A 13,687-nucleotide genomic window follows, 5' to 3' on the forward strand; every position below is an offset into this window, starting at 1 on the left:
AAGGTGATCGTTTTTGAACGAATCTGAGTCGAGTCCGCGAATAGGTCAAATTGTTCGTATTGTGCAGGGGCGTGAGGCAGGACAGTACGCGGTAGTAATCGATGTACTGGATGGCCGCTTTGTGCTGCTTGCCGACGGAGAGAAACGTAAGTATGATCGACCAAAGAAAAAGAATTTGCAACATGTTGAGCTTATGGATTTCATCTCTCCGGAAGTCCAGGACAGCCTTCTGGAAACTGGTCGTGTCACAAATGGCAAGCTTCGATTTGCCGTATCAAAATATGTCAATGAAGCAGTGACTGATTTGAAGAAGGGAGATCAACTCGATGGCGAAAGACGATGTAATTGAAGTAGAAGGGACCGTCGTTGAAACCTTACCGAACGCTCAGTTCAAGGTTGAACTCGAGAACGGTCACTCCGTTTTAGCGCACGTTTCCGGGAAAATTCGCATGCACTTCATTCGAATCTTACCAGGAGACAAGGTAACGGTAGAACTTTCCCCTTATGACTTAACTAAAGGACGTATTACGTACCGTTATAAATAAAACTCCGATCTTAAAGGAGGTATGGATGATGAAGGTAAGGCCTTCTGTAAAACCAATTTGCGAAAAATGCAAAGTCATCAAACGTAAAGGTAAAGTCATGGTTATCTGTGAAAACCCTAAGCATAAACAAAAACAAGGCTAAAACTGAAGGAGGTGCACGTAACTTATGGCACGTATTGCAGGTGTAGATATTCCTCGTGATAAGCGAGTAGTCGTATCCCTAACTTACGTATATGGTATCGGTAAATCCCTTGCCAAAGACGTACTAGCTGAAGCTGGCGTTTCTGAAGATACTCGCGTTCGCGACCTTACAGAAGACGAACTAGGTAAAATCCGTAAAGCAGTGGAACAACACAACACGGAAGGTGACCTTCGTCGTGAGAACTCTCTTAACATCAAGCGTTTGATCGAGATCGGTTCTTATCGCGGAATCCGTCACCGTCGTGGACTTCCACTTCGCGGACAGAAGACAAAAAACAACTCTCGTACACGTAAAGGCCCACGTCGTACCGTGGCTAACAAACGTAAATAATAAGCATCACAAAGGAGGTAAGCTAACTATATGGCACGTAAAGGAAACACTCGTAGTCGTAAGCGTCGCGTGAAAAAGAATATAGAGACCGGTGTGGCACACATCCGCTCTACTTTCAACAACACAATCGTAACGATCACTGATGTTCAAGGTAACGTTATCGCATGGAGCAGTGCCGGATCCCTTGGTTTCAAAGGTTCCCGTAAATCTACTCCATTCGCTGCTCAAATGGCTTCTGAAGCTGCAGCGAAAGACGCTATGGACAACGGTATGAAAACTCTTGAAGTAACAGTTAAAGGCCCTGGTGCTGGTCGTGAAGCAGCGATCCGTTCTCTACAAGCAGCAGGTCTTGAAATTACGGCAATCCGTGACGTAACTCCAGTTCCACACAATGGTTGCCGCCCACCAAAACGTCGTCGCGTATAATAGTTCTGAATAGAATTTGTCACCCTGTCTATAATGGGTTATGATAGCTTTTATATCATCACCGTCGTAGACAGAGAAAATATGCAGTTGTCTTTTTATCGGGACTGCCTACCTGAGGAATTTCGGTTAGACCTATTGTCTAACCGGGGTTTCGACGTTTTGAAGGAGGGTTTAGTGTAAATGATCGAAATTGAAAAGCCAAAGATTGAAACGGTCGAGATCAGCGATGAGTCTACTTTTGGTAAGTTCGTCGTAGAACCGCTTGAGCGTGGGTATGGTACAACTCTAGGGAACTCCTTGCGTCGTATCCTATTATCCTCACTTCCCGGCTCTGCTGTCACATCAGTTCAAATTGACGGGGTCCTTCATGAGTTCTCAACCATTGAAGGTGTCGTCGAGGACGTAACTACAGTTATTCTTAATCTGAAGAAACTAGCTTTGAAGGTTTATTCCGACGAAGAAAAGACTTTGGAGATTGATGTACAGGGTGAAGGAAAAGTTACAGCGGCTGACATTACGCACGACAGTGATGTAGAAGTTCTTAATCCAGATCTTCACATCGCAACATTAGATAGCAACTCCAGCTTCCGTGCACGTATTACAGCAGAACGCGGCCGAGGATATCGTCCGGCTGAAGGAAACAACCATGAGGATCAACCAATTGGCGTTATTCCAGTTGACTCTATTTTTACGCCGGTATCCCGTGTAACGTATCAAGTAGAGAACACTAGAATCGGTCAAACATCTAACTTTGACAAGTTGACGTTGGATGTATGGACGGACGGCAGCATTCGTCCGGAAGAAGCGATCTCTCTTGGGGCTAAAATCTATATGGAACACCTCAATATCTTTGTAGGCCTTACTGATGAAGCTCAAAAAGCTGAAATCATGGTTGAAAAAGAAGAGGACCAAAAAGAAAAAGTTCTAGAAATGACGATCGAAGAACTTGATCTATCTGTCCGTTCCTACAACTGCTTGAAGCGCGCTGGTATCAACACAGTGCAGGAACTTGCGAATAAGTCTGAAGAAGACATGATGAAGGTACGTAACCTTGGTCGCAAGTCACTTGAAGAAGTGAAGCACAAGTTGGACGAACTGGGATTAGGTCTAAGAAAAGACGATTGATTGATAGAACACATCTAAGAGATTCAGATAAGGGAGGGATTATCAATGGCTAGAAAACTAGGACGTACAACGGATCAGCGTATGGCGCTACTTCGCAACTTAGCGACAGACTTGATCATTCACGAACGTTTGGAAACAACAGAAGCTAAAGCGAAAGAGCTTAAATCTGTTGTAGAAAAAATGATTACACTAGGGAAACGCGGCGATCTACATGCCCGTCGTCAAGCTGAATCATTCCTTTACAATGCGCAAGCCGACGAAGATGGGGAGCAGACAGCTTTGCAAAAGCTATTCTCTGACATCGGCCCACGCTATGAAGACCGTCAAGGTGGTTACACTCGCGTGCTTAAGCTAGGCGAGCGTAAAGGTGATGGAGCGAAAATGGCGATCATTGAACTAGTTTAATGAATACCATGAGGGTAAAAGGGCAGGACTGAATCTCATCGCGAGGTTACATCCAGCCCTTTTTTTATATCCAAATGGAAGGAAATACCGTCAGGGTGGCGTCGGAATTTAGATGAGCCACCCTTCGGTTGATAGGAAATGGTGTCATATTTCCTGGGAAATAGTCAGTTGAGCAGAGGAGGAACACAGATGGGAGAGAGACAAGTCGAGTTTCGTCATGTGTCTTTTAAATACCAGGAAGACATGCCCTGGGTGTTAAAGGACGTGAGCTTCACCATAGGTCCGGATGAATGGGTGGCCATCATCGGTCATAATGGTTCAGGCAAATCGACAATTGCTAAATTAATGAATGGGCTTTTGTTCCCTCAGGAAGGGGAAATTATCGTCGATGGAATGAAAGTGACCCCTGAGACGGTATGGGAAGTCAGGAAACAGGTGGGGATGGTTTTTCAAAATCCGGATAACCAGTTTGTTGGGACTACCGTAAGGGATGATGTAGCCTTCGGTATGGAAAACCACGGTATGCCTCGTGACCTTATGCTTGAGCGGATTCAAGAAAGTCTGAACTCTGTCCGTATGGAAGCATACGAGACGCATGAACCCCATCGATTATCAGGAGGCCAAAAACAGCGCGTGGCCATCGCCAGCGTCCTTGCTGTGTCCCCTGAATTTATCATTCTTGATGAAGCAACCGCTATGCTTGATCCAAAAGGAAGAAAAGAAATCATGCAGACCGTCAGCGACGTCCAGCAGGAAAGAGACCTTTCATTAGTGACCATTACCCATGACCTTCAAGAAGTGACATTGGCTTCAAGAGTGATTGTCATGAATGGTGGAGAAGTCTGGATGGAAGGGACGCCGCGTGACGTATTCTCTAGAAAAGAACAGTTGACTGAAATTGGCTTGGATACTCCGTTTGTAAGTAAAATGGCTGATCACCTCAAAGCAGAAGGTTTAAGCCTATCTCGTGAGCCACTCAATCACCAGGAGTTGTTGGAGGACTTATGCACATCTCGTTTGACCATGTAAGCTATACCTATCAACCGAATAGTCCATTCGAACACAAAGCACTGAATGATATGACCTTCTCGATTGAATCTGGATCCTTTGTAGCTGTCATTGGTCATACTGGGTCAGGGAAGTCGACGCTGATTCAGCACTTGAACGGACTGCTGCAGCCAACAGAAGGAAAAATACAGGTGGGTAACTTCACCATTGAAGCTGGTGTGAAAAACAAGCACTTGAGAGAGTTACGTGAGAAAGTCGGTGTTGTATTCCAATATCCTGAACACCAATTGTTCGAAGAAACAGTGGCCAAGGACATTGCTTTCGGTCCGCAGAATTTTGGTGTCCCCCAGGAAGAAATTGAGCGACGGACAAAAGCTGCGGTTCAATCAACGAAGCTTCCTGAAGATTTGCTCGATCGTTCACCATTCGACTTGAGTGGTGGGCAGATGCGTCGTGTAGCTATATCCGGGGTACTTGCCATGGATCCTAAGGTCCTTGTTTTAGATGAACCAACGGCAGGACTTGATCCCAGCGGTCAAAGAGAAGTGATGGATATGTTTTACGACCTTCATCGTGAAAAGGAACTGACGACAATCTTAGTCACTCACAGCATGGAAGATGCGCTTGCTTATGCCGATTATATTTTGATCATGAACCATGGGGAACTTTACAAAGAAGGGACTCCATTGGAGATTTTTCAACAGAAGGAAGACCTTGAGCGCGTCCAGTTGGATGTTCCGGAAGTTATCTCCTTCTTGAGCAAGGCTGAGAAAGAGTATGGGATTGAACTTGAGTATAAAGGGCAGACCATAGCTGAGTTAGCAAAAGAATTAGCCCGCAAAGTGAGAGGGGGCAGCGATCATGAGTAGTTCTTTAATTATCGGCCAATATATTCCGACAGATTCCGTGATCCATCGCCTTGACCCTCGTTCGAAAATCGCTATCATCTTCTTTTTTGTTGTGATCGTATTTTTTGCTAACTCTGTTATGAGCTACGGGGTACTTGCTCTTTTTGCTGTTGGCAGTGCCTTGCTATCCCGGGTCCCCTTCCGTTACATTATGAAAGGTTTGAAACCGGTATGGTTCCTTATTGTGTTTACGTTCCTTCTCCATTTAATTGTCACGAGGGAGGGGGACGTCGTGTTTTCTATATTGGGCTGGGATGTATACAGAGAAGGTCTTGTCCAGGGGGGAGCCATTTCATTACGGTTCTTTCTCCTCATTCTTGTGACCTCGCTGCTTACGTTGACAACAACGCCGATAGAAATTACAGATGCCATCGAGGAGCTGTTGGGTCCACTGAAAAAAGTGAAGTTCCCAGTCCATGAACTGGCACTGATGATGTCGATCTCCCTCCGTTTCATTCCGACACTGATGCAGGAGACAGAGAAAATTTCCAAAGCCCAGGCCTCCCGAGGGGTAGATTTCCGCACAGGGGCGTTAAAGGACCGTGTGAAGGCGATTGTACCTCTTCTAGTACCTTTGTTCGTCAGTGCGTTCAAACGCGCAGAAGAGCTCGCTATGGCGATGGAAGCGCGTGGCTATCAAGGAGGGGAAGGTCGTACAAAACTCAGGGAGCTGAGGATATCGAAGCTTGATATTTCTTTGTATGTCCTGTTCGCTCTATTAGTCATCGCCCTATTCATGACGAGAAGCTGACGGGGAGGAACGTTTTATGAAAAGAATTCGTATGGTCATCGGTTATGATGGGACGAATTACGCCGGCTATCAGGTTCAGCCTAATGGGAATACCATTCAGGCGGAGCTTGAAAAAGCATTAAGGAAAATGCACAAAGGAGATCAGGTGAAAGTGGTCGCTTCCGGACGTACGGATGCCCGTGTTCACGCGGTCGGTCAGGTGATTCATTTTGATACTCCCCTCCATATTCCTATGGCGAATTGGAAAAGAGCCTTGGGCTCGCTTCTACCGGATGATATTCAAGTCGTTTCTGCTGAGCAAGCAACGGAAGAATTCCATGCAAGATATGATGCCAAGGGAAAAGAGTACCGCTATTATGTCTATCAGGCTCATGAGCCGGACCTCTTCCGCCGTCACTATACTCACCACGTACGCGCAGAACTTGACATCAACCGGATGAGAGAAGCGTGCAGGCATCTTGAGGGAGAGCATGATTTCACCTCTTTTTGTTCACCGAAGACAGACATCAAAGGGGCCAAGGTTCGGACGATTTACAAAGCAGAGATAACCAAAGAGGGAAATGACATGGTTTTTGTCTTCCGTGGCTCAGGCTTTCTCTATAACATGGTTCGGATTCTTGTCGGCACGCTTTTGGAAATTGGAAGGAACGAACGTGACCCTGAAGATGTAAAGAGGATCATCGAAGCAAAAAACCGTAACGAAGCAGGGAAGACGGCACCCCCGCAAGGCTTGTTTTTATGGGAAGTGTTTTATTAGATGGGTTCGCCCCGGAAATTGAGGCACTCTTTTAAAAAAACAACGAATCCAGGTGTGCATGCCCTTGACATATAGTTACAAGGTGTTATATTATATTCTATGGCATTTTATTTCTGTACCACGGTTAGCCCCGGAAAACTAATCGTATTTGAGATAAATGATAAAGTAGTAACGAAGTCTATGAGAAATCAAACATTTCAGGAGGGAAACCGATATGCGCACAACTTTCATGGCAAATGAAAACAACGTTGAACGTAAATGGTATGTTGTGGATGCTGCAGGGCAAACACTCGGCCGTTTAGCGAGCGAAGTTGCTGCGATCCTTCGCGGTAAAAATAAACCAACATACACACCACACGTTGACACTGGTGACCACGTCATCATCATCAATGCTGGTGAGATCCAACTTACAGGTAACAAAATCAACGATAAGATCTATTATCGTCACTCTAACCACGTAGGTGGTTTGAAATCCCGTACGGCTAACGAAATGCGTACGAAATACCCTGAGCAAATGCTAGAGCTTGCTGTTAAAGGGATGCTTCCAAAAGGAAGTCTTGGACGTAAGATGGGCAAGAAACTTCATGTTTACGCTGGTGCGGACCACAAGCATGAAGCACAAAAACCAGAAGTTTACGAACTTCGCGGATAATCAAAGGAGGTAATCTTAGTGGCACAAGTACAATACTCAGGTACTGGTCGTCGTAAGAGCTCAACAGCTCGTGTACGTCTTGTTCCAGGAACTGGTCGTGTAGTAGTAAACAAACGTGATGCTGAAGACTTTTTCCCATATGAAACGCTTCGTATGATTCTGAAACAGCCTCTAGCTGTTACAGAAACAGAAGGTAACTATGACGTTTATGTAAACGTAGATGGCGGTGGATTCACAGGACAAGCTGGTGCAATCCGTCACGGAATCGCTCGTGCATTGTTACAAGCGGATCCTGAATACCGTACACCATTGAAGCGCGCTGGTCTATTGACTCGTGACGCACGTATGAAAGAGCGTAAGAAATACGGTCTTAAAGGTGCTCGTCGCGCTCCACAATTCTCCAAGCGTTAATCATTGCTTATGCAAAAGACTCTCAACCGACTCGGTTGGGAGTCTTTTTTTATGTTTATTTTTGTTTCGGTGAGGTCTTAAATGACGTCCCAGACAACGGTGCTAACAAAGGGTGCCTGGCACTGGATCTAGCGAAAGGGGTGCCAGGCATCTATGAAAGTAAAGCCGGTGCCAGACATACTTGAAAGCATATGAATATATGTGAAATTCTTATTCCGATATACTGAGGGAAAAGATATACGAATGGAGGAGTTCACATGCTTTTTCATGAAAAAGAAAACACCCATGTCAATCTAGTCACTTTACGAGTCATGGATCTGAATCGATCGTTGGATTTTTATACAAACATTATCGGTTTTCAAATATGGGCGCGGTCCAGTAAAGCCGTTCATTTAAGTGCAGGGGGAGAAAAACCGCTTCTTGTCCTTGAGGAGGATCAAGATGTTAGACCACCTAATAGAAAAGCGACAGGACTGTATCACTTTGCGCTCCTTTTGCCGGAAAAGTCAGATCTCGCCGATTTGGTCAAACACTTGATTAATAAAAACGTTCAGGTGGCTTCAGCCGATCACCTCGTTAGTGAAGCGATCTACTTTTCTGATCCTGATGGAAATGGAATTGAGGTGTATATTGACCGGCCCTCTTCCTTATGGGAATGGTCCGGCAGTGAGGTGAAGATGGCAGTTGACCCATTGGACTTTGAGGGGTTGTTCCGTTTTGAAACGAACCCCGGGTGGGTGGGGCTGCCGGATCGGACGGTCATGGGGCATGTTCATCTCCATGTCTCTGATCTTGAAAAAGCGAAACAATTCTATTGTGATGGCTTAGGTTTCGATGTAGTGGGCCGGCTCGGTGATGAAGCCTTGTTTATTTCATCGGCTAACTATCATCACCACATCGGGCTCAACACATGGAAGGGTACCGATGCCCCGTCTCCAGAGAAGCAGGAAGCAGGGTTGAAATGGTTTGATCTTCATTTTCCTCAGAACCACTCAAGGGAAGAAGCGATCCATAGAATCCGGCAAATGGGAGCTTCTGTCGATGAAAAGGATGGAGTGATCTACACCATAGATCCATCAAAGAACCGCATACGGTTAGTTGTTTAAATTTTAAACCAAAACGAAAATAGAGTGTTATGATTCCCTGCTAAAAAGCTTCCTCATGCTTTCACATATTTGTCCATCCTGTCCCATATAGTGAAATGGAGGAGTATAAGGGAGTGTGAGGTATGCGAAATCCTAGGTTGAAAACTTTTCTATGGTTAGCAGGGATTATTGTATTGGTGTGCGCTGTTTCCTATCCGATTCAGGAAGCGAAGGACGCTTGGACAGTATGGTCATCTCCGCTGTCCGGGAAAGTGATTGTATTGGATCCTGGGCATGGGGGACCTGATGCTGGTGCTTCTGGCAAAGATGGTACGGAAGAGAAAGTCATTACGCTGCAAATGGCTGAGTACCTTCGTGATTATTTGCAGCAAGCGGGAGCACTCGTGTACCTAACCCGTGATGATGACAATGACCTTGCATCAGATGAAGCGGAAAAAGCTCGGCGCAGGCAGGCGGAAGATGTCAGGAACAGGGTTCAGTACATTGAAGAAAAAGAAGCGGATTTATACATCAGTATACACTTGAATGCCATTCCTTCTGAAAAATGGAGCGGCGCCCAGACTTTTTACTATCCAAAAAATGAGGAAAGCAAAACGTTGGCCAAGTTTATTCAATCCGAAATCAAGGAGAACATAGGGAATACGGATCGTGGAGCTTTTGGCTTGTCCAGTATCTATATCCTTAAACACGCGAAAGCTCCAGGTGTCTTAGTGGAAGCCGGGTTTTTATCAAACCCTGGGGAAAGAGAATTGTTAAAGGATAATGATTACCAAAGGAAGATGTCAGCATCCATCTATCAGGGAGTGCTCCGGTATGTGACAGAAAGAGAGCTGCCATCAGAAGATTGATTGAAGCAAATCACTTAGAAAGCGTTTCATATATGTTATACTAGCCATAGTGAAACATATTTCTAAGGATGGTGAACGGCTTGTTGACAGAAGGAAAAGTACTAGAAATCCTCCATTCGATCGAAGACCCGTTTTTACATAAAACGTTGGAAGAAACAGGTGGAGTTGAAGAGATAAAAATTAAGGAAGAGAAAAATCATGTCAGCGTTAAGATATTGATCGGAAAGACAAATACCGCTGAACAGATGGAATTGCAGCAGAAAATTGTTAATGAACTGAAAAGTGGGGGAGCCGCAACGGTCGGCCTGCGTTTCGACCAGCTTCCGGATGATGTGATTCAAAGATTCCAGCCCGAAGCGGAGCAGGAACAGGAAGCTTCTCTTCTAGGTGGAAATACCGGGACGAAGTTTATCTCCATTGCCAGTGGTAAGGGTGGTGTAGGGAAGTCCACAGTTACGGTTAACCTTGCTGTTGCTTTAACCCGCCTTGGTAAGAAAGTCGGAATTATTGACGCGGATATCTATGGTTTCAGTGTGCCGGATATGATGGGTGTGGAAGAACGGCCGGTCGTTCGCGGCGAAAAGATTATTCCTGTAGAACGCTTCGGAGTCAAGCTTGTATCGATGGGCTTCTTTGTGGAAGATAACTCCCCGATTATCTGGCGCGGGCCCATGCTCGGTAAAATGTTGACGAGCTTTTTTAAAGAAGTGGAATGGGGCGACCTCGATTATCTTCTTCTTGACTTGCCGCCAGGAACAGGAGATGTGGCATTGGATGTACACTCTATGCTGCCGTCTTCTAAAGAGATCATCGTTACGACTCCGCACCCGACAGCTGCTTTTGTAGCTGCACGTGCAGGGCAAATGGCTCTGAAAACGGAACATGAGATCCTAGGTGTCGTTGAAAATATGGCTTATTTCGAGAGTAAAGAGACAGGCAACAAAGAGTTCGTCTTCGGTAGAGGGGGCGGCGTGAAGCTCGCTGAAACTCTTCAAACAGGCGTCCTTGGACACGTGCCGCTTCAACAGCCGTACGAGGAAGAGGATGTTTTCGCACCATCTGTCTATCAGGCAGATCATCCAGTCGGTGTCATTTACCGTAATATGGCTGCGAAAGTAATTGATAAGTATTAATAAAAAACACGCACTTCTTTAAGAAGTGCGTGTTTTTTTGACTTGTGGCTAGCCTTGCTGACTTTTTTCACCTTCACCGCCGCCACCACTGCCGGATTGTTCTTCACTACTGCTTTCGCCACCTTGACCGGAGGAATCAGATTTCCCACCGCCACCACTCTGCATTTTTTCCGCTGCTTTCAATAAGGTTTCACTCATTTTCGCTTGGAAAACAGGGCTGTTCAATGTTTCGTCAATGGTTTTTTGCAGATGTGAACGGAATTGCTGCCCTTCCATGACGGTAACCATTTCCTTCATCATTTCAGGGTTTTTATAAAGCTCAATCATCAATTTTTGATACTCAGCATCTTTCATTAGTCCTTTCATCAGCTTTTTCTGCTGATCTTCAAGGACTTTACTGAACTCTTGGACGAATTTTGGATCGGAGAACAATTTACTCCAAAAAGCTTTTCCTTCTTCAGATACGAGTGTCTGTTGGACAGCCTGCGATACAACTTCTGACTCCAGGGCCATTTGTTGCTGCATTTTCTCATCAGAAAGTACTTCAGTCATCGCTTTTTTCCCGTCGTCCGATTTCAGAATATCAACGATCATCTTCTTCGTTGTATCATAATCCGTCTGTTCACTTGCGCTTGATGCCCCGCTGCAAGCAGCCAGGAGTACAAGGATCAGGACGGGACATAAGAATCGGAGTTTGGACATTTTGCATGTCCCCTTTCTTAAGTTCTCCTTACGTTTACTATCTGCGATTCGACAGAAATTATACGAAGTCTGGAGGAAAAAAGCTCGACTTCGTGGTAAAATACGGTGGAAAAGTCTTTTGGATAATAGGGGGAACTTCCGTGAATAGTCGTAAATGGGTAAGGTTGTTTTTAACGACCTTATGGATCGGTGGTTTGACGACACTGGTCATCAGTTTTATTTTCAAATATGATTCTTATACTGAAGTGCTGAAGCCGTTCCAACTCTTCGAGCTCTTTGGCTTATTGTTATTTTTTGCGGGACTTGGATTTATATTCAGCATCATTAGTCAAATGGGCTTCTTCGCCTACCTGACAGTCAATCAGTTTGGAAAGGGTATCTTCCGTTCATTTTGGACGCCGGTCCAACTTTTCCTGATTGCTTTTACACTCTTTGACCTTGTGTATTTTAGATATCAGGCAGCAGAAGATGCATCCATCTGGCCGTTTTTGTGGACAGCCTTAGGTCTTCTCGGACTTTCCATTATCGTTGCTTATGTAAAAGCAAAAGAAACGAAGTGGCATGCATTTATTCCTGCCTTGTTTTTTATGGTTGTTGTTACGAGTGTAGAATGGGTCCCTGCTTTGAGAGCGCAAGGCAGCGATTATGTGTGGCTGATGATTATTCCTTTGTTCATCTGTAATGCATATCAACTCATCTTGCTCCACCGTATAACAAAAACCCCTGAAAAAGCTGCCTGAAAAACAACCACCGCATAGAAAGAGCGGTGGTTGTTTTTTTAGGGGGTTATTCAATTTGAGTGGTTTCTGATTCTGTCCCACTCACCAGTTCAGTAATGCTTACGAATTTTAGTCCTTTTTGTTTTAAACCGGGCAGGATGACTTCAAGTGCTTTCGCGGTTTGTTTCACGGAGTCAGATGCATGCATCAAGATGATATCCCCTTCTGAACCTTCATTCAGAACGGTATCAATGATGGTGTTTGTGCCTGGGTTTTCCCAGTCTCTTGGGTTGATGCTCCATTGCACCGCTTGCATTCCTTCATTTTCGATCAACTTCAAAACCTCTTTATCCATGTGACCATGGGGCGGACGAATCCATTTGATTTCTTCAAAGCCCAGTTTTTCAAAAGCTTCTTTCGCTTGATTTATGTCCTGTTGCACTTGGGCGGGTTTTCTTTCAAGGTAACTTTCGTATTTATATCCCATCATCCCGATTTCGTGTTTTCCTTCATGAATAGCTTTAATAATATCAGGGTGACGTTCTGCCCATTCCCCACTAACGAAAAAAGTTGCCTGGGCTTTGTTGGCTTCCAACTGCTTCAACACGTCATGAACCTTTTCTGTTCCCCAGCTTATATTAAATGTCAGTGCAACGTTCGAATTTTTATCGCTTCCTTGGGTCAAAGCACGGGGCTCACCTTCATTTGAAAAGACGGGGAGTTGACTCCACTGTCCAATCCATAAAAAGAGGGCGCAAAAAAATGCCAAAGCCACCACCACTCCATAGCGTTTCATCCGCTCAGCTTTCCAAGTGTAGAAACTCATTGCACGATTCACCTTCCTTCCAATATGTTCTATACATATGAAAAAAAGGACAACCTATGCTAAAAACACAAGATTTAGGGTAAAAATATAGAGAGTTGTTAAAGGGAGGTCCTTTAAGGTGCATGGTTTAATGATTAGCGAACAGGAACGTCGTGAAATTGAATATTTGTTGAAGAGAGAGATGGAAGAAATCACGTTTGACCTCGGAGACCACAGAATTGACCAAGGACTGAAAAGAGCGATGGAAGAAAGGTATGACGTTCTTTTTCAGATTTTCCGCAGGTTTGCAACCAGAGAAGAATGTTTACAGTATATGCCCAGGAAGAAGAAACAGAATTAATGCTATAATCAATTCCAGCTTATCCATAATACTAAAGGTCACAACTAAGCCCTGAATGTAGATCAGGGCTTTTCATATGGATGTTTACTCATTGAAACAATTTTTTATTATGAATTTCAAAAAAAGCATTGCTTTTCAATTTTAGTCTGTGATATATTATTAAACGTTGTCGGAAAACAAATAACGCAGCAATAACAAACAATTTTCTTTTGAAAAAAGTTGTTGACACTGCAGGGCAGACATGATAAATTATTATTTGTCGCCAAAACGACACCGAAAAAAATCACGAAAAAAGTTGTTGACACAAACAACTGAAAGTGATAAACTAATTAAGTCGCTGACGAGGCGGCGGACAAAACATTTGATCTTTGAAAACTGAACGAACCAACCAGTACGTCAAAACATTTCTTCTTTATAGAAGAGATTTGAAACAAAGCACATTCGGTGTGCAAATGAGCAAGTCAAACTTAACTTTTATGGAGAGTTTGATCCT

Annotated in this window: 20 protein-coding genes; 18 read left to right on the plus strand and 2 right to left on the minus strand. The window is 44.5% G+C overall.

All coding sequences use genetic code 11. The features are described from left to right. The first annotated feature begins 13 nt into the window (after positions 1–13). From VKA52_RS09135 to VKA52_RS09210, 16 genes are all read left to right on the plus strand, one after another. Entirely contained in the window at positions 14–349 is a 336-nt protein-coding gene (locus tag VKA52_RS09135) for a KOW domain-containing RNA-binding protein (protein ID WP_035511657.1), read from the plus strand. Further along, a complete protein-coding gene (gene infA / locus VKA52_RS09140) occupies positions 327–545 on the plus strand; it encodes a translation initiation factor IF-1 (protein WP_008636026.1) in 219 nt (72 codons plus the stop codon). The genes VKA52_RS09135 and infA overlap by 23 nt, the downstream gene beginning before the upstream one ends. Before the next feature lie 28 nt (positions 546–573). Further along, positions 574–687: a 50S ribosomal protein L36 gene (gene rpmJ / locus VKA52_RS09145; RefSeq protein WP_002509257.1), complete on the plus strand. Its 114-nt coding sequence runs from the start codon at positions 574–576 to the stop codon at positions 685–687. Between the two features lie 24 nt (positions 688–711). Beyond that, a complete protein-coding gene (gene rpsM, locus VKA52_RS09150; protein ID WP_160916740.1) occupies positions 712–1,077 on the plus strand; it encodes a 30S ribosomal protein S13 in 366 nt (121 codons plus the stop codon). Between the two features lie 30 nt (positions 1,078–1,107). Then, a complete protein-coding gene (rpsK, locus tag VKA52_RS09155) occupies positions 1,108–1,503 on the plus strand; it encodes a 30S ribosomal protein S11 (protein WP_146818455.1) in 396 nt (131 codons plus the stop codon). Positions 1,504–1,683: 180 nt separating this feature from the next. Beyond that, positions 1,684–2,628, plus strand: a complete 945-nt coding sequence (locus tag VKA52_RS09160; RefSeq protein ID WP_089654419.1) for a DNA-directed RNA polymerase subunit alpha — start codon at positions 1,684–1,686, stop codon at positions 2,626–2,628. Positions 2,629–2,673: 45 nt separating this feature from the next. Next, a complete protein-coding gene (gene rplQ / locus VKA52_RS09165; protein ID WP_160916742.1) occupies positions 2,674–3,033 on the plus strand; it encodes a 50S ribosomal protein L17 in 360 nt (119 codons plus the stop codon). Positions 3,034–3,222: 189 nt separating this feature from the next. Further along, positions 3,223–4,062 carry an energy-coupling factor ABC transporter ATP-binding protein gene (locus VKA52_RS09170; protein ID WP_115895000.1) on the plus strand — a complete coding sequence of 280 codons (840 nt, stop codon included), beginning with the start codon at positions 3,223–3,225 and terminating at the stop codon, positions 4,060–4,062. After that, entirely contained in the window at positions 4,038–4,910 is an 873-nt protein-coding gene (locus VKA52_RS09175; RefSeq protein ID WP_326315263.1) for an energy-coupling factor ABC transporter ATP-binding protein, read from the plus strand. Before VKA52_RS09170 ends, VKA52_RS09175 begins: the two co-directional genes overlap by 25 nt. Beyond that, complete coding sequence (locus tag VKA52_RS09180; RefSeq protein WP_115894998.1) at positions 4,903–5,700, plus strand: energy-coupling factor transporter transmembrane component T family protein; 798 nt, start codon at positions 4,903–4,905, stop codon at positions 5,698–5,700. The genes VKA52_RS09175 and VKA52_RS09180 overlap by 8 nt, the downstream gene beginning before the upstream one ends. Positions 5,701–5,716: 16 nt before the next feature. After that, positions 5,717–6,457 carry a tRNA pseudouridine(38-40) synthase TruA gene (gene truA, locus VKA52_RS09185; protein WP_326315267.1) on the plus strand — a complete coding sequence of 247 codons (741 nt, stop codon included), beginning with the start codon at positions 5,717–5,719 and terminating at the stop codon, positions 6,455–6,457. Positions 6,458–6,671: 214 nt separating this feature from the next. Next, complete coding sequence (gene rplM, locus VKA52_RS09190; RefSeq protein WP_146818442.1) at positions 6,672–7,109, plus strand: 50S ribosomal protein L13; 438 nt, start codon at positions 6,672–6,674, stop codon at positions 7,107–7,109. 18 nt (positions 7,110–7,127) lie between these two features. Then, a complete protein-coding gene (gene rpsI / locus VKA52_RS09195; RefSeq protein ID WP_075038155.1) occupies positions 7,128–7,520 on the plus strand; it encodes a 30S ribosomal protein S9 in 393 nt (130 codons plus the stop codon). Between the two features lie 257 nt (positions 7,521–7,777). Further along, positions 7,778–8,626 carry a VOC family protein gene (locus VKA52_RS09200; RefSeq protein WP_326315272.1) on the plus strand — a complete coding sequence of 283 codons (849 nt, stop codon included), beginning with the start codon at positions 7,778–7,780 and terminating at the stop codon, positions 8,624–8,626. Between the two features lie 122 nt (positions 8,627–8,748). After that, positions 8,749–9,474, plus strand: coding sequence for an N-acetylmuramoyl-L-alanine amidase CwlD (gene cwlD / locus VKA52_RS09205; protein WP_160916749.1), 726 nt, complete (start codon positions 8,749–8,751; stop codon positions 9,472–9,474). 68 nt (positions 9,475–9,542) lie between these two features. Beyond that, positions 9,543–10,607 (plus strand): P-loop NTPase, encoded by a 1,065-nt coding sequence (locus VKA52_RS09210; RefSeq protein ID WP_442788835.1) that lies wholly within the window; start codon positions 9,543–9,545, stop codon positions 10,605–10,607. 48 nt (positions 10,608–10,655) lie between these two features. Here the strand turns inward: VKA52_RS09210 and gerD are convergent, their stop codons facing one another. Then, a complete protein-coding gene (gene gerD, locus VKA52_RS09215) occupies positions 10,656–11,309 on the minus strand; it encodes a spore germination lipoprotein GerD (protein WP_160916753.1) in 654 nt (217 codons plus the stop codon). Between the two features lie 140 nt (positions 11,310–11,449). Here gerD and VKA52_RS09220 point away from each other — a divergent pair, with 140 nt between their 5' ends. Then, a complete protein-coding gene (locus VKA52_RS09220) occupies positions 11,450–12,049 on the plus strand; it encodes a KinB-signaling pathway activation protein (protein ID WP_160916755.1) in 600 nt (199 codons plus the stop codon). A gap of 46 nt (positions 12,050–12,095) precedes the next feature. On the opposite strand, the gene pdaB is transcribed toward VKA52_RS09220, so the two are convergent. Beyond that, entirely contained in the window at positions 12,096–12,854 is a 759-nt protein-coding gene (pdaB, locus tag VKA52_RS09225; protein ID WP_160916757.1) for a polysaccharide deacetylase family sporulation protein PdaB, read from the minus strand. A 118-nt stretch (positions 12,855–12,972) separates the two neighbouring features. Between pdaB and VKA52_RS09230 the strand changes: the two genes are divergently transcribed. Next, the gene (locus tag VKA52_RS09230) at positions 12,973–13,194 is read left to right on the plus strand and encodes a hypothetical protein (protein WP_160916759.1); all 222 of its coding nucleotides are present in this window, start codon (positions 12,973–12,975) and stop codon (positions 13,192–13,194) included. The last annotated feature ends 493 nt before the right edge of the window (positions 13,195–13,687 follow it).

The sequence above is a fragment of the Halobacillus sp. HZG1 genome, from assembly GCF_035818575.1.
Taxonomy (GTDB): domain Bacteria; phylum Bacillota; class Bacilli; order Bacillales; family Halobacillaceae; genus Halobacillus; species Halobacillus litoralis.